Genomic DNA, 24,528 nt, shown 5'->3' with positions numbered 1-24,528 from the left:
ATGGTCACAGGGTCAGGGCGGCCTCGAGGAACGCCCGGCGCTGTTCTTCGTGCAGGTTGAGATAACCCACGGCAGGCGCAGCCGACGAGGGACGTAAAGCATAACTCAAATGCTGGTCCGGGCGCAGGTGACGCACCAGATAATGCTGGATGCGGTGCCAGGCCCCCTGATTGCCCGGTTCTTCCTGGCACCAGAGCACAGATCGGGCAGCCGGATAGCGGGCGATTTGGGCGGCAAATTCCTCATGAGGAAAGGGATAGAGTTGTTCCAGGCGCAGCAGGACGATGTTCTCTATCTGCCGTTGTCCGCGTTCCGCCACCAGATCGTAATAAACCTTTCCGGAACACACCACGACCCGCTGTACGACCGCAGGATCGAGGGTCTCCGCCGCTTCGGCAAGAATGGGCTGAAACCCGCCCGTCGTGAATTCTTCCAGAGGGCTGCTGGCTTCCTTGCGGCGCAGCAGGCTTTTAGGGGTAATGACGATGAGGGGCTTGCGCAGGGGGCGCAGCATCTGGCGTCGCAACAGATGAAAAATCTGGGCTGCCGTACTGGGGACGCACACCTGCAGGTTGTAATCGGCACAGAGTTGCAGGTAGCGCTCCACCCGCGCCGAAGAATGTTCCGGACCTTGCCCCTCATAACCATGGGGCAACAGCAGTGTCAGGCCACAGAGCCGCCCCCATTTGGCCTCGGCCGAACTGATGAACTGATCGATGACCACCTGGGCGCCATTGGCAAAGTCGCCAAACTGAGCTTCCCAAAGGACGAGGTAGCGGGGCTGGGCCGAGGCGTAACCATATTCGAACCCCAGTACGGCTTCTTCCGAAAGAATGGAATCGATCACCGTAAAGGGCGCCTGGGTGGGACTGATATGCTGCAAGGGGACATGGATGCCCGCGTCCCAACGCTGGCGGTTCTGGTCATGCCAGACGGCATGGCGGTGAGAAAAGGTGCCACGCCCGCAATCCTGTCCCGACAGGCGTACGCCATAGCCTTCTTCCACCAGGGAAGCGTAGGCCAGGGACTCGCCCATTCCCCAATCCACCGCCAGTTTTCCTTCACCCATCTGACGCCGATGGTCCACCACCCGGCGCACCGTGGGATGCAGTTCGAACCCCTCGGGAATCGAGGTCAGACGTTCCGTCAGTTGGGCCAGGCGTTCACGCGAAAGGGTGGTATCCGCTGGCGTACGCCAATCGACCTGGCGATACGGTGTCCATTGGGCCGCATGAACATAGGGCACCTGGGGAGCAAGTCGAACGATGGACTCGGGCAATTCGCCTCGATCGAGGGCGCTTCGATAGTCTTCGATCATGGCATCCGCCTCTTCCTGAGTCAGACGGCCCGACTGGATCAGATACGTGGCGTAGCGCTGGCGCGTGGTGGGCAACGCCTGTATTTTTCGGTACATCCAGGGCTGCGTCACCATCGGTTCATCCTGCTCGTTATGACCGAGACGGCGGTAGCAGACGATATCCACCATCACATCGCGGTGAAAGGTGGTGCGATAGTCCAAGGCAATCCGCAACATGCGCAATACGGCTTCAGGATCATCGCCATTGACGTGGAAAACCGGGGTTTCCGTCATTTTGGCCAGATCGGTACAATAGGTGCTGGAACGGGTATCGCGGGGGTCCGAGGTGGTGAATCCGATCTGATTGTTGATGACGATGTGAAGGGTTCCCCCGGTACTGAACCCACGGGTTTGAGACAAGGCCAGCGTCTCCATGACCACGCCCTGGCCGGACAGGGCAGCATCCCCATGAATCAGGACGGGGAGAACCCTCAGCCCCTGCGCATCTTCCCGGCGATCCTGACGTGCCCGCACCGACCCCTCCACCACCGGGTCCACAATTTCCAGATGGGACGGATTGAAAGCCAGCGCGACATGCACCGATCCCGCCGGTGTTTCCACATCGGAAGAGAAGCCCTGATGGTACTTCACATCGCCCGAGGTCAAGCCGGCCTCATGGACTCCTTCAAATTCCCGGAACAGGTCGCGCGGCAATCGTCCCAAACAATTGACCAGCACGTTGAGGCGACCGCGATGGGCCATCCCGATGACGATCTCCTCGACCCCCTGGGCACGGCCCTCGCGGATCAGGGTGTTGAGACAGGGAATGAGCGATTCCCCACCTTCCAGGGAAAATCGTTTCTGCCCCACGAACCGGGTATGCAGATAGCGTTCCAGGGTTTCTGCAGCACTCAGATGGGCCAACAGCATGCGCTGTTCCTGTAACTCCGGCGTTTCGGGCGAATTCTCCACACGCTGTTGAATCCAGCGCTTCTGTGCCGTATCCGTCAGATACATGTACTCCACGCCCACCGTGCCGCAATAGGTCCGTTGCAGGCGCGTCAGGATGTCGTCCAGTGGTGCCTGAGGGGGGCCCACCAGGGATCCGGTTTCGAAGGTCATGAACCCGTCCGTGTCGGCCAGCCCGTGATGGTCCAGGGTCAACTCGGGAACGTCAGGCAAAGGATGGCGTTCGAGAGGATCGAGATGGGCAACCCGATGCCCCAGGAAACGGTAAGCGTTGATGAGGCGCAGCACGGCCACCTGCCCCGGTACCCCTTCCTCGCGCCGGGTGCCTGGAGCGCCCTGCTCCAGTGCCGTGAAATACGCCTGCCAGTGCGCATCCACCTGCTCTGGAGTTTTCCGCCATAGATCGTATTGAGATTCGATCCAGGACCGCGCCGTGCCTTCCGCCTCTTTTTGACTCATGCCCCAGTCTCCCGTGCAGTCTCAATGACCCCGTGCATCGAGCGGTACCCAGTCGCGCTGCTCAGGCCCGATGTACAGTTGGCGGGGACGCCCGATCTTCTGCTCGGGATCGCTGATCATTTCGTTCCACTGGGTGATCCAGCCCACCGTTCGGCCCATGGCAAAGACGGCAGTAAACATGCTGGTGGGAATGCCCAGCGCCCGAAGGACGATGCCGGAGTAAAAATCCACATTGGGATAGAGTTTCTTGGTGATGAAATATTCGTCTTCCAGGGCAATCCGTTCCAATTCCAGGGCCAACTTGAACAGGGGGTCATCATGCAGGCCCAATTCGGTCAATACCTCGTGGCAGGTCCGACGCATCACTCCGGCACGCGGGTCCATGTGTTTGTAGACTCGATGACCAAAGCCCATGAGACGGAAGGAGTCATTCTTGTCCTTGGCGCGGGCAATATATTTGCCGACCTGGGAAACGTCGCCGATCTCTTCCAGTTGTTTCAGAACGGCTTCGTTCGCTCCCCCGTGCGCCGGTCCCCACAGAGCCGCAATGCCCGCAGCGATGCAGGCAAAGGGGTTGGCACCGCTGGACCCTGCCAGGCGTACGGTAGAGGTGGAAGCATTCTGCTCATGGTCGGCATGGAGCGTCAAAATGCGATCGAAAGCGCGCACCAGAACCGGATTGGGCACATATTCCTCACAGGGGGTGGCAAACATCATGTACAGAAAGTTGGCCGCGTAACTCAAATCGTTGCGGGGATACATGAAGGGCAATCCCTTGTTGTAACGGTAGCACATGGCGGCGATAGTGGGTACCTTGGCCAGCAGGCGCGTGGCCGAAATGGCCCGATGTTCTGCATTGGTGATCTTGAGGGCGTCGTAATAGAAGGCAGAGAGTGCGCCCACGACCCCCACCATCACGGCCATGGGATGAGCATCACGACGGAACCCCTTGAAAAAATTATGCAATTGATCATGGACCATGGTATGGCGACGAATGCTGGCCTCAAAGGTCTCCTTTTCCTGTGCCGTGGGCAATTCGCCATTCAGCAACAGGTAGCAAACTTCCATGAAATCCGAATGTTCCGCCAACTGTTCGATGGGATAACCGCGGTAGTACAACAAACCCGCATCGCCATCGATGAAGGTGATGGCGGACTGGCAACTGGCCGTGGCCAGAAACCCGGGGTCGTAGGTAAACAGGCCGAGTTGCTGAGCCAGGGTTCGAATATCGATCACTGCAGGTCCGAGGGCGCTGGCATAAACCGGCAACTCGATCTGTTGACCCTCATAGGTCAATAAGATTTTTCCTTGTTTATTCATAATACTCTCCAGCAATAATAATGTATTTAATCAGGTATCGCCAATTTTTTCGAGAAGGGCTACCCACTCAGGTTCACAAGGAATTCTACCCAGCACCCGGTCGAGCAGGCCGTTGTCGTCCAGTTGAAGCACCTCGCCATATCGTGCCAGTTCACCGGGAGTCAGTGTACCCAGATGACGTTCCAGAAAACGCTGCAACAGCAGATCCATTTCGAGCAGACCCCGTCGACTGCGCCAGCGCAGGCGCTCGAGCATACGCTCCGAAGAAGGAATCCCCTGTTCCCGAACCATCGTCATCTCATACCATCCGTTTGACCATCATTCCCTTGATTTTGCCAATGGCTGCCGTGGGATTGAGTCCCTTGGGACAAACTTCGACACAGTTCATGATGGTATGACACCGGAAGAGCCGATAGGGATCGTCCAGATCATCCAGCCGTTCCCGGGTAGCCTCGTCACGGGTATCCGCGATGAATCGGTAGGCCTGCAGGAGGGCGGCAGGACCCAGAAACTTGTCCGGGTTCCACCAGAAGGAAGGGCAGGCAGTGCTGCAACAGGCACAGAGGATGCACTCGTACAAACCATCCAGTTCCTCACGATCCTCGGGAGATTGGAGGCGTTCCTTCCGGGGCGGGGGCGAGGTGGTTTCCAGATAGGGTTTGACCGAATGGTATTGCTTGAAAAATTGTCCCATATCCACGATCAGATCCCGGATCACCGGAAGTCCCGGGAGGGGACGCAATACGACCGGCTCGGTCAGCCCCTGGAGGGGCGTGATACAGGCCAACCCATTGCGCCCATTGATGTTCATGCCATCCGAACCGCATACGCCCTCACGACAGGACTTGCGCAGTCCCAGCGAGTCATCCTGGGCCTTGATGCGCAGTATGGCATCCAGCAACATGCGGTCCGTCGGCTGCAGGGCAACTTCATAGTCCTGCATGTAAGGACGCTCGTCCTTTTCCGGGTTATAACGATAAATGCTGAACTTCATGACAGGTCCTCAAACGACACGACTAATAAACCCGCACTTTTGGTTCAAAGGATTCCACCGTCAGGGGTTGCAGATTGACCGGTTTGTAAGCCATTCGACTGCCTTCCAGATACCACAGGCTGTGCTTCAGCCACTGCCGGTCGTCCCTCTCCGGATAATCCTCGCGCGCATGCGCCCCCCGACTTTCTTCGCGGGCGGCTGCCGATACCAGGGTGGCTTCGGCCACGATCATCAGGTTCTGCAGTTCCAGCGCCTCTACCCGAGCCGTATTGAATATCCGACTTTTGTCTTCGATGCGCAGGTGATGCGCCCGTTCGGCCAACACGCGAATTTTTGACACACCTTCCTGCAGGAGTTCCCCCGTCCGAAAGACGCTGGCATGGTGCTGGACCAGCCGGCGCATTTCCGCCCCCAACACGGCCACGGATTCCCCGGCTTCCGTGCTTTCCAGGGCAGCCAGACGAGCCAGGGCCGGTTCTTCAGCCCCGCGCGGCAGATCCCGCGCTTCAGGATGCGTTTTGAGCCAGGCACTGACATGATCTCCGGCAGATTTACCGAATACCAGCAGGTCCAGCAGGGAATTGGTCCCCAGCCGATTGGCCCCATGCACGGACACACAGGCACATTCTCCAATGGCATAGAGCCCCGGGACAGGTTCAGCCATTTTCTGTCCACGGGGGACCACCACCTGTCCGTAGTAGTTGGTGGGAATCCCCCCCATCTGATAATGGCAGGTAGGAAGGACGGGGATCGGCTCCCGAACCGGGTCCACCGAAGCAAACTTGAGCGCAATTTCGCGAATCCCCGGCAGACGCTTGTGAATGACTTCTTCGCCCAGATGGTCCAGTTTCAGCAGAACGTGGTCTTTTTCCGGGCCCACCCCCCGACCTTCCTTGATTTCCTGGTCCATGGCGCGGGAAACCACATCCCGACTGGCCAGATCCTTCATGGTGGGGGCATACCGTTCCATAAAACGTTCCCCCAGGGAATTCAGCAGGATTCCCCCCTCTCCGCGCACGCCTTCCGTGATCAGGATTCCGGCGCCGGCCACTCCGGTGGGGTGAAACTGCCAGAACTCCATATCTTCCAGCGGGATTCCGGCCCGTGCCGCCATCCCAAGACCATCCCCGGTATTGATGTAGGCATTGGTACTGGAATGATAGATTCGCCCGGCTCCTCCCGTGGCCAAAATAACGGCCTTCGACTGGAAAAGGACGACTTCGCCGGTTTCCATTTCGAGCGCCACCAATCCGACCACGGCCCCTTCCCTGTCACGAATCAGATCGATCGCCATCCATTCCACAAAAAATTGGCATTGTTCCCGAATATTCCGCTGGTACAACGTATGCAGCAAGGCATGTCCCGTCCGGTCAGCCGCAGCACAGGCACGTTGGACGGAATTCTGGCCGAAATTCTGGGTATGACCGCCGAAGGGGCGCTGATAAATGGTGCCGTCGGGATTCCGGTCGAAGGGCATGCCGAAATGTTCCAGTTCATAGACCAGTTCTGGCGCCTTGCGGCACATGAACTCGATGGCATCCTGGTCCCCCAGGTAATCCGACCCCTTGATGGTGTCGTACATGTGCCAAAGCCAGTGATCCTCCTGCATGTTTCCCAGGGACGCGCTGATGCCGCCCTGGGCCGCCACGGTATGCGAACGGGTCGGGAAGACCTTGGAAAAGACGGCCACGGCATGCCCCGCCTCCGAAAGCTGGAGGGCAGCCCGCAGCCCGGACCCCCCGCCGCCCACGATGACCACATCGAAATCCTGCTTGTTCAACCCCATGTTTAACCCCATAAAATCTCGGCAGACCACAGTACCTCTGCCAGTAAGGTCAGAATCACGCCCACCTGCAGGGTCAGACGCAGCCCGACGGGCTGGATATAGTCCATGAAAATATCGCGCAAGCCGATCCAGGCATGCCAGCACAAGGCCAGGACGAACAGAAAGGTGGCAATCCGTACGGGGCGTTCATGCAGCAGAGCCGCCCACTCCTGGCGGTCCGCCGGATGCGCCAGGACCACCCATAAAAGTGCCATGAGGGTATATCCCCCCATGATCACGGCGGTGATCCGCTGTACCAGCCAGTCCCTGAGACCATAGTGGGCCCCCACCACGATTCTCTTCACCATGCCAGCACCTCCACGATCAAGGTCAGAAAACCGCTGATACCCAGCACCCACAGACTGGAGCGACGGGCCTGCGCCTTGTCCAGGCCGAGGTGAATATCCAGCAGCAGGAAACGGACACCCGCACAAAAATGATGCAAAAAGGCCCAGATCAGTGGCACCAGAAGGAGACGAGGAAAAAACCCCAGTTCCCCGACGCGTTCCGGATGAAGTCCGTGCTCCAGAAAATAAAGGAAGAGGGGGATCCCCATCAGAAACAGGATCACCCCGCTCACCCGGTGCAGGATCGACACGACCCCCGGAAGGGGTAACTGAATGGTACGCAAATCGAGATTCTTCGGGCGCTGGGTCTTCATGAACGATCATCCTGGTAAGGAAGAGCCTAAGATCGTAGTATACCTTGCCTTTCATGGGATTCCAGCGGGTCAGCGAAACTTGCCTGTGCATGGCCACGGGCATATAACACTTGACATCCCCCGGAACCCCCCCTAGGATGCCCCGGCATCCACTTGATTCAAGAGAGATTGACCATGTCCCACGACTCTTTCCGTGCGCTTCGTCCCCTTCCGGGTTCCCGCGACCAATATTACGCCCTGACGGCCCTGACCGAAGCCGGTCTTCCTGACATCCGCCGCCTGCCGGTATCCCTGCGCATCATTCTGGAGTCGCTTCTGCGCAATGAAGATGGGCAGCAGGTCACGCGCGCCCACATCGAAGCACTGGCCCGCTGGCAACCCAATGCGGAACGTACGGAAGAGATTCCCTTCAAGGTGGCACGAGTCATTCTGCAGGACTTCACCGGGGTTCCTCTCCTGGCCGACCTGGCCGCCATGCGCTCGACGGCACGGCGTCTTGGTTACGATCCACAGGCAATCGAACCTCTGGTCCCCGTGCAACTGGTGGTAGACCACTCCGTGCAGGTGGATTTCTTCAATACGCCCACGGCACTTCAGGACAACATGGCCCTGGAATTCCAGCGCAACCAGGAACGTTACCGTTTCATGAAGTGGGGGATGCAGGCCTTCAAAACCTTCCAGGTCGTTCCCCCGGGCATCGGAATCGTTCATCAGGTCAATCTGGAATATCTGGCGCGCGGCGTTCAGCACAAGGGAACCGTAGCCTATCCCGACACCCTGGTGGGCACGGATTCCCATACCACCATGATCAACGGGATAGGCGTGGTGGGATGGGGGGTGGGCGGCATCGAGGCAGAAGCCGCCATGCTCGGACAACCCCTCTACTTTTTGACCCCGGATGTCGTGGGTGTGCACCTGACGGGGCAGTTGCCGGCTGGTGTCACCGCCACCGACCTGGTCCTGACCCTCACGGAAATGCTGCGCAAGGCCAAGGTCGTGGGCAAATTCGTGGAATTTTTTGGGGCAGGCGCCGCCTCCCTCAGCCTGCCCGACCGGGCAACCCTGGCCAATATGGCCCCGGAATACGGCGCAACCCTGGGGTTTTTTCCGGTGGACGACGAAACCCTGCGCTATTTCCGTGCAACAGGGCGCAGCGAAGAGGAAATTGCCGCGCTCGAAATCTACTGGAAGGCCCAGGGGTTATACGGAATGCCTCGATTGGGCGACTGTGTGTACAGTACAACCCTGAGCCTCGATCTGGGCCAAGTGGAAGCCTCCATCGCAGGCCCTCGCCGCCCTCAGGATCGGGTGCCTCTGAACTGGATCAAACCCGCCTTTGAAGCCCTTCTCCAGACCCCGATCACCGCAGGTGGGTATGGCAGGACCGAACCTCTGCATGACCTTCACCCCGAGGGGCACCCTGAAATCACCCTGAAGGATGGATCCGTTTTGCTGGCTGCCATCACTTCCTGTACCAATACCTCCAATCCCGGAGTTTTGCTGGCTGCCGGACTTCTGGCCCAAAAGGCAGTGGCGCGCGGACTCAAGGTGGCCCCCTGGATCAAGACGTCCCTGGCCCCGGGATCACGTGTAGTCACGGATTATCTGCGACGTGCGGGCCTTCAGGAGGCGCTGGACGCCCTGGGATTCCGTCTGGTGGGTTACGGCTGCACGACCTGTATCGGCAATACCGGCCCTCTCCCCGAACCCATCGAAACCTTCCTTGCTGAACAGCCTTTGATCGGCTGCGCCGTGCTGTCCGGTAACCGGAATTTCGAAGCGCGCATCCATCCCAACCTGCGCGCCAATTTCCTCATGAGCCCTCCCCTGGTGGTCGCCTTTGCCCTGGCAGGGCGGATCACCATCGACTTTGCCCACGAACCCCTGGGACAGGATACCGAGGGACGGCCCGTCTATCTGCGGGATCTCTGGCCCAGCCCCAGTGAAATCGCCCGTGCCCTGGAGTCTCTTTCTCCCGAGGACTACCGCCAGCGTTATGCCGATTTCACCCAGGATCATCCGCTCTGGAACGGAATCGCCGCACCCACGGGCACGACCTATGGCTGGGAACCCTCCACCTATATCGCCGAGCCCCCATTTTTTGCGGATTTCTCCCTGACGGCAACCCCTCCAGCGCCCATTCGCGCAGCCTATGCCCTGGCCTTCTTCGGAGATTCCATCACGACGGACCACATCAGTCCTGCCGGATCCATCAAACCAGCCTCCCCGGCGGGCCGCTATTTGCAGGCGCAGGGTATCGTTCCGGCCGATTTCAACAGTTATGGATCCCGTCGGGGACACCATGAAATCATGATGCGCGGAACCTTTGCCAATGTTCGTCTGCGCAATCTGCTTCTGCCCGGCACCGAAGGCGGCGTTTCACGCCACATCCCCAGCGGGGAAGCGGGTTCCCTGTATGAGGTTGCCATGCGCTACCAGGCAGAGGGCACCCCCACCGTCATTTTTGCCGGGGAAGAATACGGTACCGGCTCTTCACGGGATTGGGCGGCCAAAGGCACTCGTCTTCTCGGTGTGCGAGCCGTGATCGCCCAAAGTTTTGAACGCATCCATCGCAGCAACCTGGTGGGAATGGGCGTGTTACCCTGCCAGTTTTTACCTGGCGACGACCTGAACACCCTGGAACTGAACGGCGACGAAACTTTCGACCTGGAAACGGGAACAGGACCCCTGCTACCACAACAGAAAGTTTCCCTGACCATTCATCGGCGCGACGGCAGCCAAACCACCTGCCCTTTGCTCCTGCGCATTGATACCCCGGTAGAAGTGGATTATTATCGCCACGGGGGCATACTGCCCTTTGTTCTGAGACAGTTGCTCACCCCGGCGTGAACTTTGTGGAGCCTTCTATGAAAAAACCCCTTCGCATTGCCATTACCGGAGCCGGTGGGCAAATTTGTTACAGCCTGCTATTCCGGATCGCCTGCGGGGATTTGTTGGGTCCGGACCAACCCGTGATCCTGAACTTGCTCGACATCCCTGCGGCCGAACAGGTCATGAAGGGAGTTCTCATGGAACTGGAGGATTGCGCCTTTCCCCTGCTGTCGGACATGTCTGCCAGCACGGACCCCAGGGTGGCTTTCCGGGACTGTGATATCGCCTTTCTGATCGGCAGTCGTCCCCGTTCCAAAGGAATGGAACGACGGGATCTTCTGGAGATCAACGGGGGGATTTTCAAGGCCCAGGGAAAAGCCCTGAGCGAGGTTGCCCAGCGCACGGTCAAGGTCCTCGTGGTGGGAAATCCCGCCAACACCAATGGCTTGATTGCCTGTCACCATGCCCATGACCTCGATCCGCACAATTTCACCAGCATGATGCGCCTCGACCATAACCGGGCCCTGACCCAACTGGCGCTCAGAATCGGTCACCCGGTTCACGACCTGCACCGGATGACCGTCTGGGGCAATCACTCGACCACCCAATTCCCTGACGTCTCTCAGGTTCTTGTCAACGGTTCGCCCCTGACCGATATTTTTCAGGACCCTCAGTGGGTCGAGCAGATCTTCGTCCCCACCATCCAGAAGAGGGGCGCAGCGGTTATCGAGGCGCGCGGACTGTCCTCTGCAGCCTCTGCAGCCAATGCTGCGCTCAGTCACATGCGCGACTGGATTCGGGGAACGCCCGCAGATGACTGGGTCACCATGGGCGTTCTCTCCGATGGCAGTTATGGCATTCCAGAAGGGCTGATGTGCGGCATGCCCGTCACTTGCCGTGAAGGGCGCTATGAAATCGTTCAGGGGATTGAACTCAGCCCCCGGAGCAAGTCCCTGATACAGGAAACCTGCCGGGAACTGAGCAGCGAGAAGGAAGCGGTTACCGCGCTGCTGGACTAGACATTTCGCCGTTGCTACACCGAGGAGGGGGATCAACGGGGGACCCTACAACAACAACCGGGCCCCCGTTCTTTTTGGATCAGGCGGCGTACACTCCGGTAGACAGATACCGGTCTCCCCGATCACAGACGATGTGAACGATGACAGCATCCTCCACTTCCCGGCAAATCTGCAGGGCGCCCCAGCACCCACCGCCCGAGGAAACCCCTGCAAAAATGCCTTCTTCCCGTGCCAGGTGGCGCATGGTCTCTTCCGCATCCTTCTGAGTGACTTCCAGAATGCGATCGACGCGCTGGGGCTCGTAAATCCTCGGCAAATAGTTTTCCGGCCATTTCCGGATTCCCGGAACGTTGGCGCCATCCGCCGGCTGCACGCCGATGATCTGAATCCGGGGATTCTGTTCCTTGAGGTAACGGGAAACCCCCATGATCGTCCCTGTGGTCCCCATGGTTGCCACGAAGTGGGTAATCGTCCCCTGCGTATCGCGCCAGATTTCCGGTCCGGTGGTTTCATAATGGGCCCGGGGATTGTCGGGATTATTGAACTGATCGAGAATGACTCCCTCGCCTGCCCTGGCCATCTGTTCTGCCAGATCGCGCGCCGCCTCCATCCCCCCCGACTTGGGGACCAGCAGGATTTCAGCACCCAGGGCACGCATGGTCTGTCGTCGTTCGATACTGAGTTGTTCCGGCATGATCAAAATCATGCGATAGCCGCGCAAGGAGGCGGCAAACGCCAGGGCAATGCCCGTGTTACCACTGGTGGCTTCGATCAGGGTATCCCCCGGCTTGATCTGTCCACGTTCCTCGGCATGACGGATCATGGACAGGGCTGGACGGTCCTTGACTGAGCCCGCCGGATTATTGCCCTCCACCTTGGCATACACCCGGTTCCGGGTCAGCCCTGGGAGGCGTTGCAATCGAACCAGAGGGGTCTCTCCGATACAAGATTCAATGGTTTTCTCGTCCATGACCCTCGCCACCTTGATGCGTAAAGGGTCCATTATACTGCTGCCTTGAAAACTAGGGGTGAGCGGCCATCGGACCCTGTTTGGGTGCCCTCATCAGCGGTTGTCCCTGAATGGAGAGATGGGGCCCCACCTTGGCGATGGTTTTTTCCCCGAATCCTTTCACCTTGCGCAGATCGGCGGCGGAGTGAAAGGCGCCGTTATGGGCGCGCCAGGTCAGAATAGCCTGGGCACGGGTATGCCCGATGCCCTTGACCGTCCGAAGTTGAGTTTCGCTGGCGGAATTGAGGTCCACCAGAGCCCAGGCAACCCCCCCTGACGTCCACAGAAAAAACACCCAAAGCAGGGTGGGGAAAAGGCGAAAGAGTCGTATTTTCGGTTGCACGGCAGTTCTCCTTTGGGATGGAATACGGGAGACCTGAACCGCTTTCCCGTCACGCCGGGTAACGTCCCTTCAAGGCGGCCATGTATCGGGCAACGCCTTCATCCACATCGAGAAAAGGCGCGTGATAGCCCACATTGCGAAGTTGGCTCATGTCTGCTTCAGTGTAACTTTGGTATTTACCCTTCAATGCATCGGGAAACGCAATATATTCGATGAGTTTCTGCCCGATCATCTCCTCCAGGGTCAACGCCGGTTCATTCTGGCGCAAGGCATTGATGGTCGCCACAGCCACCTGGTTGAAAGGACGACTGCGCCCTGTGCCCACATTGAATATCCCCGAGACTTCGGGATGATCCAGCAGCCACAGATTGACGCGAACCACGTCCTCCACCGAAATGAAATCGCGCCGTTGTTCCCCATGGGCATAGCCATCGCATCCTTCGAACAGCTGGATGCGTCCGTGGGCGCGGTATTGATGAAAGAAATGGTACGCCACCGAAGCCATGCGTTCCTTATGTTGCTCGCGGTCCCCGTACACGTTGAAATAACGCAGGCCAACGCAAGGGGCGTTCAACTCATCACGGGCCAGATAGGGGCGCAGAAACTGGTCGAACGCCAATTTCGAATAACCATAGACATTGAGGGGTCGTTCACAGGCCGGATGTTCACGAAAAACTGTGCTATCGCCATACACGGCAGCCGAGGAGGCATAGATCAGGGGAATCTCGCGCGCCTGACAAAAATGGAAGAGCGACCGGGAGAAACGGAAGTTATTGTCCATCATATACCGGCCATCATGCTCCATCGTATCCGAACAGGCCCCCTGATGCAGCACTGCTTCGATCTCGAAATCCAGCGCATCGGCTTCCACCTGCTCGATGAATTCTCGTTTGTCCATGTAATCGGCCACGATGCAATCCGCCAGATTGAGGAATTTCCCCGGCGTCTCCAGATTGTCCACCGCAAGGATCGATGTCTCACCGCGCTGATTGAGTGCCTTGACCAGATTGGATCCAATGAAACCGGCTGCGCCGGTGATGACCATTACCATGACATATTCTCCAGTTCATGATGAGTAACGACCGCGGTACCCAACTTGGATACCGCAATCCCCGCTGCCCGATTGGCCCAACGCACGGCCATCGGCAGGGACATGCCCTGGGCGGTCAGTACGCCCAGAGTGGCAATCACCGTATCTCCTGCCCCACTGACGTCATACACTTCCCGTGCCACCGTGGGTTCATGGGTCACCCCCTGAGCCTGATAGAGGGTCATCCCTTCCTCGCTGCGGGTCACCAGAAGCGCGTCCAACTCCAGTTCCGTACGCAAGGTCTGTGCTTTTTCGGCCAGTTGCTGGTCATCGTGCCAGGGCCCGGCCACCTGGCGAAACTCGGTGCGGTTGGGGGTCAGCAAGGTCGCCCCGCGATAATGCCGATAATTTTCTCCTTTGGGATCCACCAGTACCGGTTTTCCCGCTTTTCGGCATTGGTTGATCATGGAAGCCACGTGTTTCAGGGCGCCCTTTCCATAATCCGACAGAATGACCACATCGGCTCGTTTGAGACAGTCTCCAAAATCCGTCAACTTATTGAGCAGGGTTTCCTGGCGCGGCAACGTTTCAAAGTCGATGCGCAATAACTGCTGCTGACGCCCCATGACGCGCAGCTTGACCGTGGTGGCAATGGAAGGATCGCGATGCAGGCGGGAAACCACCCCCTCCTGTGCCAGCAATGCTTCCAGATGCTGGGCGGCCTCATCTTCTCCGGTCACCGCGAGCAATTCACACTGGGCACCCAGAGCGGCCACGCCCCGCGCCACGTTGGCCGCGCCGCCGGGGCGTTCTTCGGCTTTTTCCACCAACACCACAGGAACAGGGGCTTCGGGAGAAATGCGGTTGACCTCTCCAAACCAGTAGCGGTCCAGCATGACATCCCCCACCACCAGGACCCGCCGCTGGGAAAGCTCATGAAAGGAGGGGAAGGGACGCATTCACAACCTCCCGATACCATGATAGGTAAGACCCGCTGCCCTGACCAGATGAGGCTCGTACAGGTTGCGTCCATCAAAAATGACCTGGGCACGCAAAGATCGAGCCATGTACTCGAAGTCCGGACTGCGAAAAACCTGCCATTCCGTTACCACCACCAGCGCATCGGCCCCTTCCACGGCCTCTTCAGCGCTCTCCACAAAGGACAGGCCCGCACGCTGCCCGAAAATATGACGGGCTTCTTCCATGGCTACCGGATCGAAGGCCCGCAGGGTCGCCCCCCGCTGCAGCAGTCCCTCGATCAGGACCCGCGCAGGCGCTTCCCGCATGTCGTCGGTATTGGGTTTGAAGGCCAGTCCCCACAGGGCAAAGCATTTTCCTTCCAGATCTTCCCCGAAATGGGCCTCGATCTTGTCCAGCAACACCGCTTTCTGACGCTCGTTGACGGTTTCCACCGCTTCCAGGATGCGCAGGTCCAGACCATTTTCCGTGGCCGTCCGTTGCAGCGCCTGCACATCCTTGGGAAAACAGGAGCCCCCGTAACCGCAGCCCGGATAGAGAAACTGGTAACCAATGCGCGGATCAGAGCCTATTCCCTGGCGGACCCGCTCAATGTCCGCACCCAGACGCTCGGCCAGCAGGGCCAGTTCGTTCATGAAGGAAATACGCGTGGCCAGCATGGCATTGGCCGCATATTTGGTCAATTCGGCGGATTTGACATCCATCAGGATCAATTTGTCATGATTGCGCTGGAAGGGGGCGTAAAGCGCGCGCATGGTCTCGATACCAAAGGCATCATCGGCCCCCACCACAATCCGGTCGGGGCGCATGAAATCTTCCACTGCAGCCCCTTCCTTGAGGAATTCCGGATTGGAAACCACGCAATAGGGAATCTCCACGCCGCGCCGGCCCAACTCCTCCGCAATGGCGGTGCTGACCTTTTCTGCCGTGCCAACCGGCACCGTGGACTTATCCACCACGACTTTGCGACCATTCATGTATTGACCGATGGTGCGGGCAGCCGCCACCACGTGGGAAAGATCTGCCGAACCATCTTCATCCGGCGGGGTGCCCACGGCAATGAACTGAATCAATCCATATTCCACGCTTTTCCGGACATCCGTCGTGAAGGATAACCGCCCTGCCGCCACATTGCGTTGAACCATGACTTCCAGGCCAGGTTCGTAGATGGGAATGCTGCCCGCACGCAAAATCTCGATCTTGCGCGGATCCACGTCCAGACACAGGACATGATTCCCCATCTCGGCCAGACACGCGCCACTGACCAATCCCACGTATCCTGTGCCGATCACGGAAATTTTCATACTGTGCTCCTTGCCCCTGAAATCAGGGAATTGAATTGTGCCAAGGCCTTCATGGGATCCTCGCTGCGGGTAATGGAACGACCGACCACCAGATAATCAGAGCCATCCTGCAGCGCCTTGACAGGGGTAACCACCCGTTTCTGATCGTCTCGCTCGTCCTCAGGCAATCGAATGCCCGGGGTAACCAGGCGAAAGGAAGCAGCGACCTGAGAACGCAGAAGAGGCGCTTCCCGAGCCGAACAGACCACGCCATCCAGACCGTGGACCTCCGCCAAGCGGGCCAGGCGTTGCACGGCCTCGGTCACAGGGCAACCGAATCCCAATGCCACCAGATCGTCGTCCTGAAGACTGGTCAGGATCGTGATGGCAATCAACAGAGGGCGGCGGGGATAAGGTTCGAGAGCGTGCCTTGCCGCTTCCAGCATGGCCCCTCCCCCACTGGCATGGACATCCACCATCCACACCCCCAGATCTGCAGCAGCCCGACAGGCCTGGGCCACCGTATGGGGAATATCGTGATACTTGAGGTCCAGAAAAACATCGAACCCCCGTGCGACCAGGGCACGCACCAGGGATGGGCCGCAGGCCGTAAATAATTCCTTGCCCACCTTGAGCCGGCAAATCCCGGGCTCCAGTTGATCCACCAGGGTCCAGACCTCGCGTTCCGTGGAGAAGTCCAGCGCCAGAATCAGGGGAGAATTCATACCATTGTCCTTGGATTAACGGGGGGCAGCGCCGCCTTCGGTTTCGACCTGACGGCGGGGCGGATAGGAGTCCCAGTTACCGCAGGCGGGGCAATGCCAATGGAAGGTGCGGGCCTTGAATCCGCAGTGGCGGCATTGGTAGAACGCGAGCCGCTCATAATGTCCATGCACGATATCACGCATGCGTTGAACCTCGGCCCGCAATTCGGGCGCCACACCCACCAATTGGGCCTCCAGAAAGCGGTCCAGATTTCCCAGCGTGGGGCGACGTTCCAATTCCGCACGCACCAGACGCAAGGCCTCTTCCACCCCGCGAACTTCCAGGGTCAACTGAAACGCCAGGCTCAGCAGGTCGAGATTGGGATAACGTTCCATCCATCCCTGCATCAAAGTCACGGCCTCGTTGACCCGTCCCAGTTGACGCAATGCGTCACTCAGGGGGCGCGCCACCAGGAACAGATAATCCGGGTTCCTTTGCTCCAATTCCTGCCACTGGGTACAAGCTTCCTCGATCTGTCCCACCTTGAAGGCCCATTCCCCCCACAGCACATAAGCGCGTACACAGTTGCGCTGCGTTTCCAGGGCTTGTCTCAGAAAATCCTGGGCTTCCTCGAACTGGGAGCGGGTATGCGCCAGGATCGCCAATTCGCAATAAAAGTTGGCCATGTCCCCGCGTCGGTCTTCCCCGGTTTTCTGCTCCAGAACCCGCGCCACCTGAATGGCCCGGGTCCAGTCTTTTTCCGTGACGTGGATGTCCAACAGATGATGCAGTGCTGGTTCTTCATAGTCGGAGTCTTTCAGTTTCTCGAACAAAGGCTCTGCCCGATCCAGCAACCCCGCCTTGAGAAAATCCAGTGCCAGTTCATAGAGTGCTTCCGTCCGTTGCTGGGGGCCGAGGTCTGTACGTTCCACCAGATTCTGATGCATCCGCGTTGCACGATCCACTTCACCGCGCCGGCGAAACAGCCCCCCCAACGCAAATTGCAACTCGACGGTCTGTTGCTCCGCTCGTGCCACTTCGATAAAGGATTCAATCGCCTTGTCCGGCTGCTCGTTGAGCAACAGGTTGAGCCCCTTGAAATAGGAGGCTGGCAATGCCCGCGACTCGGTGAGCAAATGGCGAATATCGACGCGGGCGGCAAGCCAACCCAAACCGAAAAAAACCGGGAGCGCGAGTAACCAGTAAACTTGAAAATCCATAGGGGGGTGATGATACCTTTTTTGAATGGAAACCGATAGGGCTCTTCAGTCCCGGGGAGGCTCGGAAGGCAGTGGAATCCCCTCCGTCGAGGAACCCGAACGGCGCAAGCGAGCCAGCTCACGCCGCAAGCGCCACCAGACCCGAGTCGTGGCCAATAATCCCAGCAAAGCCCCGCCGCATACCGCCAGAAACAAGACAATGATCAAGGGGGCATGCCACTGCAAACCGAACAGGAAATTCACCGTCACAGGCGTGATGTTCTTGAGGCAAAACCCCAGGAGCAATACAAACAGAAATATTCTGATCAGCCAGCGTAACGTGTTCATGGTTCACACCCCTTCTTCAGCCCAAAAAAAAGCGGGATGGAAGATTTTAACCCTCACCCCGCCTTCGATGCCTTGCAGACATGCCGGAACGACCGTCCGATTTCTGCGCTCAATCACCCACTGGTTTGGTGCTTGCCGTGAGATCGACCCGGTCACGCAATTCCTTGCCCGGTTTGAAATGGGGCACAAACTTTTCTGGAACGTGCACCTTTTCTCCGGTTTTTGGGTTCCTGCCCTGACGAGCGGGACGATGATTCAAACCAAAACTGCCAAACCCACGAATCTCGATACGCTGCCCTTCCATCAAACATTGACCCATGGAGTCCAGCAGGGTCTTCACCGCCATCTCCGCGTCCCGGGCCACCAATTGTGGATAGTGACTGGCCAGCAGATCGATCAGTTCCGATTTGGTCATATCGTCCCGTCCCTCAGTTTGCGTTGTCCGGGTTGGACAATTTGGCCTTCAGCAGGGCACCCAGACTGGTGGTCCCCGCATTGACCGGGCTTTCTGATGCCAAGCGCTGCAGAGCCGCGTTTTCTTCCACGGCATCACGCGCCTTGATGGACAGGTTGATGGAACGATTCTTGCGGTCCACATTGAGAATCACGGCCTCTACGCTGTCTCCCTCGCTGAGCAGACTGCGCAGATCTTCCACCCGTTCACGGGAGACTTCGGAAGCCCGCAGATACCCTTCGATCTCGTCGCCGAGATCGATCACGGCACCCTTGGCATCCACCGATTTGACCTTGCCCTTGACCAGGGTTCCCTTGTCATTGGATGCTGAGAAATTACCGAAAGGATCACCGGACAACTGCTTGATTCCAAGAGATATTCTTTCGCGATCCACGTCGATGGACAAAACCATGGCTTCGACTTCATCACCCTTGCGGTAGTTATGAACGGCCTCTTCCCCGGTTTGGTTCCAGGACAGGTCGGAGAGATGGACCAGTCCATCGATGCCACCCGGCAAGCCGATGAACACGCCAAAATCGGTAATCGACTTGATTTGCCCACGAACCCGATCATTCTTGTTGTGGTTCATGGCAAAGTCTTCCCAGGGATTGGCACGACATTGCTTCATGCCCAGGGAAATCCGCCGGCGTTCTTCATCGATTTCCAGAATCATGACTTCGACTTCATCGCCCAGTTGAACCACCTTGGATGGATGAACATTCTTGTTGGTCCAGTCCATTTCGGATACGTGCACCAACCCTTCGATCCCTTGTTCGATTTCAACGAAAGCACCATAATCGGTCAGGTTGGTTACCTTCCCAAACAGACGGGTACGTTCAGGATAACGACGGCTCAGGCCAACCCAGGGGTCTTCACCCAGTTGCTTGAGTCCCAGGGAAACCCGGTTCTTTTCCTGATCGAACTTGAGGACTTTGGCCTCGACTTCATCTCCCACCGCCAACACCTCGGAAGGATGCTTGACGCGCCGCCAGGCCAGATCAGTGATGTGCAGCAACCCATCGATCCCCCCCAGGTCCACAAACGCGCCGTAGTCGGTGATGTTTTTCACCAGACCGCGCACGATGGACCCTTCTTTCAGGGTATCCAGCAAACTTTGACGATCGGCGCCTTGCGAGGCTTCCATCACGGCACGGCGGGAAACCACCACATTGTTGCGTTTACGGTCAAGTTTGATGACCTTGAATTCCATCTCCTTGCCTTCATAAGGGGTGGTGTCCTTGACGGGACGAATATCCACCAGGGATCCTGGCAGAAAGGCACGAATGCCATTCACCATCACCGTCAACCCGCCCTTGACCTTGCCCGTCACCATCCCCGAAACCAGGGCGCCTTGTGCCAGAGCGTCATCGAGATCGAGCCAGGCTGCCAGTCGTTTGGCCTTCTCGCGGGAGAGGCGAGTGGATCCATAACCGTCTTCGAGGGCGTCGATGGCGACCTTGACGAAATCACCGACCTGAACTTCCAGTTCACCTCGGTCATTCTTGAATTCTTCAATGGGGATCAAACTTTCCGACTTCAAACCGGCATTGACCACCACGGTATTGGCATCGATGCTCACCACTTCAGCCGTGATGACTTCACCGGAACGCATTTCCTGGTGTGTCAGACTTTCTTCAAAGAGACTGGCAAAACTTTCGGAGGATTCCACTTGGGACGTCATGTTCATGTTCATTGGACCTTGAGATCAGCCTACCGCATCCGTAGGGTTTATATTTGGATTTGTAGCCGTACAACCTCTCCACTTTCCGGAAGCGCGGAACACCCGCCGTGGAAAAGAAAACCCTTTGTACGACTACCCCTCATGCCGGGCATTCACAGAATACCAGGCCAGAATTTGCGCCACCGCCTGATCGATACTTAACGCTGATGTATCGAGAGTCAGGGCCCCCGCGGGGTCCAGAGGCGCCACTGCCCGCGTGCGATCCCGTTCATCACGGTCCCGCAAATCACGCACAACGTCCGCCATTATGACATCAACTCCTTTACTGATCAACTGGTTAAATCGTCGTTGGGCGCGTACTTCCGGCGTTGCCGTCAAAAAAACCTTGAGCAAGGCCTGGGGAAATACCACAGACCCCATATCCCGCCCATCGGCAACCAGTCCGGGCAAACACAAAAAGTCCCGCTGTCGTTCCAGCAAGGCAGACCGTACCGCCGGAAAGGCTGAAAGCCGGGAAGCCAGGCGGCCACACTCTTCCGTTCGGATCGCCTCGGTCACCACGTCCCCTGCCAGGTAAATGTCGTTTCCGACGAACGCCACCGGCAGTTGGGCAGCCAGCCGACCCACAACTTCTTCGCTTGCGCCCGCCAATCCCTGACGTGCAGCCGCCAATGCCGTCAGCCGGTACAAGGCACCGCTGTCCAGATAGTGGAAGCCCAGTTGTTGGGCCACGCATTGGGCAACGGTCCCCTTCCCTGAGGCGGAAGGTCCATCGATCGTGATGACGGGAATCATGAGGCGGTCAGATTCAGTCCCACCGCGCACGCCAGGGATACGAAACCAGGAAAGGAAGTCGCCACATTGGCACAATCCCGGATTTCGATGGGTCCTTCGGCACGCAATGCCGCCATGGCGAAACTCATGGCGATCCGATGATCCCCGCGGCTCTCCACCGTGCCCCCCCCAAACCCTTGCCCCCCTTCGATGACCAAACCATCGGGCAGAACTTCTGCGGAAACCCCCAATGCCTTCAGGCCCTCTGCCATGACCTGAATGCGATCGCTTTCCTTGACCCGTAATTCAGCGGCTCCCCTCAATAGAGTGCGCCCCTCGGCACAGGCCGCTGCGATGAACAACGCAGGAAATTCATCGATGGCCAGGGGAACCAGTTCGAGAGGAATGGTGATACCCCGCAAGGGGGCGGCACGCACCCGCACATCTGCCAGGGGCTCGCCACCCGCAATCCAGGTACGCTCGACCTCCAGATTCGCCCCCATCAGACGCAGGATATCAAGGACCCCTGTCCGGGTAGGATTCACCCCCACACCCTGCAAACGAAGATCAGACCCCGGGGCAATGCAAGCCCCCACCAGAAAGAAGGCAGCCGAAGAAATGTCCCCGGGCACTTCAATGGGCGTGGCATGCAACGCATGGCCGCCCGTCACACGAACGGTCCGCCCCTCCCGTCGGACGGGCACCCCGAAACCTTCGAACATGCGTTCCGTATGGTCACGGGTGACCTCGGGCTCGGTAACCACCGTTTCACCCTGAGCGTACAGACCTGCCAGAAGCAAGGCTGATTTGACCTGGGCACTGGCCATGGGAAGTGTATAGGTCAAACCGTGCAGTTCCGGGGTCCCGTGGATTTTCAGGGGAGGGCGCCCTCCGGCCGCTGTATCCAGCCGTGCGCCCATCAAACGCAGCGGATCCGCCACCCGCGCCATGGGACGCTGGCTCAGACTGGCATCCCCCGTCAAAGTGCAATCAAAGGGCTGGGCAGCCAGCAAGCCCGCCAGAAGTCGCATGGAGGTGCCCGAATTGCCGCAATCCAGGGCCGTGGCGGGAGCCTTGAGGCCATGCAGCCCCACCCCGTGAATGGTGACCTTTCCCTGTTCCGGTCCTTCGATCCGCACACCCAGCGCACGAAAGACGTTCATGGTCGCCAGAGCATCCTCCCCTTCCAGAAACCCCGTGACCTCCGTGACCCCTTCGGCCAAAGCACCCAGCATGATGCTTCGGTGCGAAATGGACTTGTCGCCCGGAACCTGAATCGTTCCCGTCAACTTCCCCCCAGGCGCAGCATGATAAACCTGCATGGTACCGTTCACCTCGTTCATGATCCTTCCTGCCATTGTCGTCGTGCCGTACGGGCCTGTTGCATGAAATCCTCCAGGGCCGCACCATTTGAGGTGTCCAGCCATGCCATGAGTTGGTCGAGTTGATCCCGATAATGGGACAATTCCTCCTTGAGAACCTCCCGATTGGCCAGGCTGATGTCACGCCACATTTCCGCATTACTGCCCGCGATCCGGGTAAAGTCGCGAAATCCGCTGGCGGCGAAGCGAAACAGGGTGGCCGCATCTGGACGCCGGGCAATCTCGTAAACGAGCGCATAACTCAACAGATGCGGCAAATGGCTGACGATCCCAAAAATTTCATCATGCCGGGCCACGGTTTGACATTCCACCCGGGCACCGCACGCTTCCCAGCAGGACCGCACCCAGGCCAGGGGATGGGGCAGGGTTTCCTCGAGCGGTGTCAGAACCACGGTGCGACCTTGAAACAGCCCTTCCTGAGCGGCGCGTACGCCACTCAATTCCGCCCCCGCAATGGGGTGCCCCGGAACGAACCTGACCACGGCCGGTCCCAGGGATCTCCGTGCAGCTTCCACCAGACTGGCTTTGGTGCTGCCCACATCCGTCACCACGGCCACCGGATTGAGGTGGGGCGCCATGAGTTCGAACAGTTCCGGCATCTGCCCCACCGGTACCGCCATCAGCACCATGTCCGCTTCCCGAACCACGCTCGCCAGGTCCATGCTGCCCTGATCGATCACGCCCAATTCTCGGGCGGCCGCCAGATTCACCTCATCCCGATCGTAACCGGCAATATGCATGTGCGGGGCTACCTGACGCAGGGCCAGGGCAAAGGAGCCGCCCATCAGTCCAACCCCGAGAATGGCCAGACGCCGGGGAGTTTTGGAGACCATGTCCACGCTCACACGACCACGGCCGAGACCGGAGTCCGGACAGCCAGTGATTGTGCGAGCGCGTCGACGAAACGCCGGTTCTCGGATTGTGTGCCGATGCTCACGCGCAAATGGTGGGGTAACCCGTAGGCATCCAAGGGGCGAACGATGACCCCCTGCCGGAGCAACTGGTCATAGATTTTTCTGCCCTGTCCCACCGCCACCGTCATGAAATTGCCAAAAGAAGGCAGGCAGGACAACCCAAGAGAGTCAAAGGCGGTTTCCAGAAAGCGTCGCCCCTGCGCATTCAGGGCCCGTGTGCGTTCCAGAAATTCCCGGTCCCCCAACGCCGCGCTGGCAGCGCGCAAACCCGGCACAGACACATTGAAAGGTTGGCGTATCCGGTTGAGCAGGGCGATCAATTGGGGATGTCCCATCCCGAAGCCCACTCTCAGTCCAGCCAATCCATAGGCCTTAGAAAATGTTCGGCAGACCAGCAGGTTCGGAAATTCATCCAACCAAGCGACCGGATCGTAGCGCTGATCTTCCGACAAATATTCGGTATAGGCTTCGTCGAGTACCACCACGACTTCGGACGGAATCTGGCGCAATCCGGCCCGGAGGTCATCGCCGGGCAGGAAGGTGCCCGTAGGATTGTTGGGATTGGCGATGAACAGGACCCGGGTATCTGGAGCAATGGCCCGAATCATGGCTGGCAGGTCATGTCCGAACTGGAGCGCGGGGACCTCGATGCCCCGTGCCCCCATGGTCTGGGTTGCAATGGGATAAACGGCAAATCCATATTGGGCATAAACCGCCGAGGTGCCCGGCCCGAGAAAGGTGCGTGCCACCAGATCCAGGATATCGTTGGACCCGTTACCCAGAACGAAATGGTCAAGATCGATGGCGTAGTGCGCACTCAAGGCATTTTTGAGTTCGAAGCCATTGCCATCAGGATAGAGCGCCAATTCCCCTTTCAGCGCAGCGATGGCCTCGAGGGCGTGGGGGCTGGGGCCCAGAGGATTTTCGTTGGAGGCCAGTTTGATGATGGAAGTCAAACCCAATTCCCGTTCCAGTTCCGCCATGGGTTTACCGGGTTGGTAGGGAGCCAGATGACGCACATGGTCCGCCACCAGATCGCAATAACTCAATTC

At 58.5% G+C, this 24,528-nt stretch carries 21 protein-coding genes and 1 pseudogene; 2 read left to right on the top strand and 20 right to left on the bottom strand.

Annotated features, from left to right (window positions below; translation table 11 throughout):
• Nucleotides 1–4: 4 nt before the first annotated feature.
• Genes M6F29_RS01790 through sdhC form a run of 7 tightly spaced genes read right to left on the bottom strand, consistent with a single transcriptional unit; the run spans nucleotide 5 to nucleotide 7,525 of the window.
• A complete protein-coding gene (locus M6F29_RS01790; protein ID WP_298156927.1) occupies nucleotides 5–2,725 on the bottom strand; it encodes a 2-oxoglutarate dehydrogenase E1 component in 2,721 nt (906 codons plus the stop codon).
• Between the two features lie 21 nt (nucleotides 2,726–2,746).
• Nucleotides 2,747–4,045, bottom strand: coding sequence for a citrate synthase (gltA, locus tag M6F29_RS01785; RefSeq protein ID WP_297485341.1), 1,299 nt, complete (start codon nucleotides 4,043–4,045; stop codon nucleotides 2,747–2,749).
• A 30-nt stretch (nucleotides 4,046–4,075) separates the two neighbouring features.
• Complete coding sequence (locus M6F29_RS01780; RefSeq protein WP_297454657.1) at nucleotides 4,076–4,342, bottom strand: FAD assembly factor SdhE; 267 nt, start codon at nucleotides 4,340–4,342, stop codon at nucleotides 4,076–4,078.
• A gap of 1 nt (nucleotide 4,343) precedes the next feature.
• A complete protein-coding gene (locus M6F29_RS01775; RefSeq protein WP_297454654.1) occupies nucleotides 4,344–5,039 on the bottom strand; it encodes a succinate dehydrogenase iron-sulfur subunit in 696 nt (231 codons plus the stop codon).
• 22 nt (nucleotides 5,040–5,061) lie between these two features.
• A complete protein-coding gene (sdhA, locus tag M6F29_RS01770) occupies nucleotides 5,062–6,825 on the bottom strand; it encodes a succinate dehydrogenase flavoprotein subunit (RefSeq protein WP_298156923.1) in 1,764 nt (587 codons plus the stop codon).
• Between the two features lie 2 nt (nucleotides 6,826–6,827).
• Nucleotides 6,828–7,172, bottom strand: a complete 345-nt coding sequence (sdhD, locus tag M6F29_RS01765) for a succinate dehydrogenase, hydrophobic membrane anchor protein (protein WP_297454649.1) — start codon at nucleotides 7,170–7,172, stop codon at nucleotides 6,828–6,830.
• Nucleotides 7,166–7,525, bottom strand: coding sequence for a succinate dehydrogenase, cytochrome b556 subunit (gene sdhC / locus M6F29_RS01760; protein ID WP_297485344.1), 360 nt, complete (start codon nucleotides 7,523–7,525; stop codon nucleotides 7,166–7,168). The genes sdhD and sdhC overlap by 7 nt, the downstream gene beginning before the upstream one ends.
• A gap of 174 nt (nucleotides 7,526–7,699) precedes the next feature.
• Between sdhC and acnA the strand changes: the two genes are divergently transcribed.
• Both acnA and M6F29_RS01750 read left to right on the top strand, forming a co-directional pair.
• Complete coding sequence (acnA, locus tag M6F29_RS01755) at nucleotides 7,700–10,375, top strand: aconitate hydratase AcnA (RefSeq protein WP_298156919.1); 2,676 nt, start codon at nucleotides 7,700–7,702, stop codon at nucleotides 10,373–10,375.
• A gap of 17 nt (nucleotides 10,376–10,392) precedes the next feature.
• Nucleotides 10,393–11,376 (top strand): malate dehydrogenase, encoded by a 984-nt coding sequence (locus tag M6F29_RS01750; RefSeq protein ID WP_297454641.1) that lies wholly within the window; start codon nucleotides 10,393–10,395, stop codon nucleotides 11,374–11,376.
• Between the two features lie 79 nt (nucleotides 11,377–11,455).
• Here the strand turns inward: M6F29_RS01750 and cysM are convergent, their stop codons facing one another.
• The 13 genes and pseudogenes from cysM to hisC all read right to left on the bottom strand — a co-directional run bounded on the left by cysM (nucleotide 11,456) and on the right by hisC (nucleotide 24,525).
• Entirely contained in the window at nucleotides 11,456–12,346 is an 891-nt protein-coding gene (cysM, locus tag M6F29_RS01745) for a cysteine synthase CysM (protein WP_297485348.1), read from the bottom strand.
• 52 nt (nucleotides 12,347–12,398) lie between these two features.
• Nucleotides 12,399–12,728, bottom strand: a complete 330-nt coding sequence (locus M6F29_RS01740) for a ComEA family DNA-binding protein (protein WP_298156915.1) — start codon at nucleotides 12,726–12,728, stop codon at nucleotides 12,399–12,401.
• 49 nt (nucleotides 12,729–12,777) lie between these two features.
• Nucleotides 12,778–13,779, bottom strand: coding sequence for an ADP-glyceromanno-heptose 6-epimerase (gene rfaD, locus M6F29_RS01735; RefSeq protein WP_298156912.1), 1,002 nt, complete (start codon nucleotides 13,777–13,779; stop codon nucleotides 12,778–12,780).
• Entirely contained in the window at nucleotides 13,773–14,717 is a 945-nt protein-coding gene (gene rfaE1 / locus M6F29_RS01730; RefSeq protein ID WP_298156910.1) for a D-glycero-beta-D-manno-heptose-7-phosphate kinase, read from the bottom strand. Before rfaE1 ends, rfaD begins: the two co-directional genes overlap by 7 nt.
• Complete coding sequence (locus M6F29_RS01725; RefSeq protein ID WP_298156907.1) at nucleotides 14,718–16,040, bottom strand: UDP-glucose dehydrogenase family protein; 1,323 nt, start codon at nucleotides 16,038–16,040, stop codon at nucleotides 14,718–14,720.
• The gene (gene pyrF, locus M6F29_RS01720) at nucleotides 16,037–16,744 is read right to left on the bottom strand and encodes an orotidine-5'-phosphate decarboxylase (RefSeq protein WP_298156905.1); all 708 of its coding nucleotides are present in this window, start codon (nucleotides 16,742–16,744) and stop codon (nucleotides 16,037–16,039) included. The genes M6F29_RS01725 and pyrF overlap by 4 nt, the downstream gene beginning before the upstream one ends.
• 15 nt (nucleotides 16,745–16,759) lie before the next feature.
• The gene (lapB, locus tag M6F29_RS01715; protein WP_298156903.1) at nucleotides 16,760–17,944 is read right to left on the bottom strand and encodes a lipopolysaccharide assembly protein LapB; all 1,185 of its coding nucleotides are present in this window, start codon (nucleotides 17,942–17,944) and stop codon (nucleotides 16,760–16,762) included.
• 45 nt (nucleotides 17,945–17,989) lie between these two features.
• The gene (locus tag M6F29_RS01710) at nucleotides 17,990–18,271 is read right to left on the bottom strand and encodes a LapA family protein (RefSeq protein WP_297454617.1); all 282 of its coding nucleotides are present in this window, start codon (nucleotides 18,269–18,271) and stop codon (nucleotides 17,990–17,992) included.
• 109 nt (nucleotides 18,272–18,380) lie between these two features.
• The gene (locus M6F29_RS01705; RefSeq protein WP_297454615.1) at nucleotides 18,381–18,686 is read right to left on the bottom strand and encodes an integration host factor subunit beta; all 306 of its coding nucleotides are present in this window, start codon (nucleotides 18,684–18,686) and stop codon (nucleotides 18,381–18,383) included.
• Between the two features lie 13 nt (nucleotides 18,687–18,699).
• Nucleotides 18,700–20,406, bottom strand: a complete 1,707-nt coding sequence (gene rpsA / locus M6F29_RS01700; protein ID WP_297481005.1) for a 30S ribosomal protein S1 — start codon at nucleotides 20,404–20,406, stop codon at nucleotides 18,700–18,702.
• Between the two features lie 132 nt (nucleotides 20,407–20,538).
• Complete coding sequence (cmk, locus tag M6F29_RS01695) at nucleotides 20,539–21,201, bottom strand: (d)CMP kinase (protein WP_298156900.1); 663 nt, start codon at nucleotides 21,199–21,201, stop codon at nucleotides 20,539–20,541.
• Nucleotides 21,198–23,395, bottom strand: a pseudogene (locus tag M6F29_RS12220) (bifunctional prephenate dehydrogenase/3-phosphoshikimate 1-carboxyvinyltransferase). The gene cmk and the pseudogene M6F29_RS12220 overlap by 4 nt, the downstream one beginning before the upstream one ends.
• 8 nt (nucleotides 23,396–23,403) lie before the next feature.
• Nucleotides 23,404–24,525 carry a histidinol-phosphate transaminase gene (gene hisC, locus M6F29_RS01680; protein ID WP_524537697.1) on the bottom strand — a complete coding sequence of 374 codons (1,122 nt, stop codon included), beginning with the start codon at nucleotides 24,523–24,525 and terminating at the stop codon, nucleotides 23,404–23,406.
• Nucleotides 24,526–24,528: the final 3 nt, after the last annotated feature.

This window comes from Ferrovum sp. (assembly GCF_027317285.1).
In the GTDB taxonomy this organism is placed as follows: domain Bacteria; phylum Pseudomonadota; class Gammaproteobacteria; order Burkholderiales; family Ferrovaceae; genus Ferrovum.
Note: the sequence above shows the minus strand (reverse complement) of the source record. Positions and strands in the feature narration are given on the sequence as shown.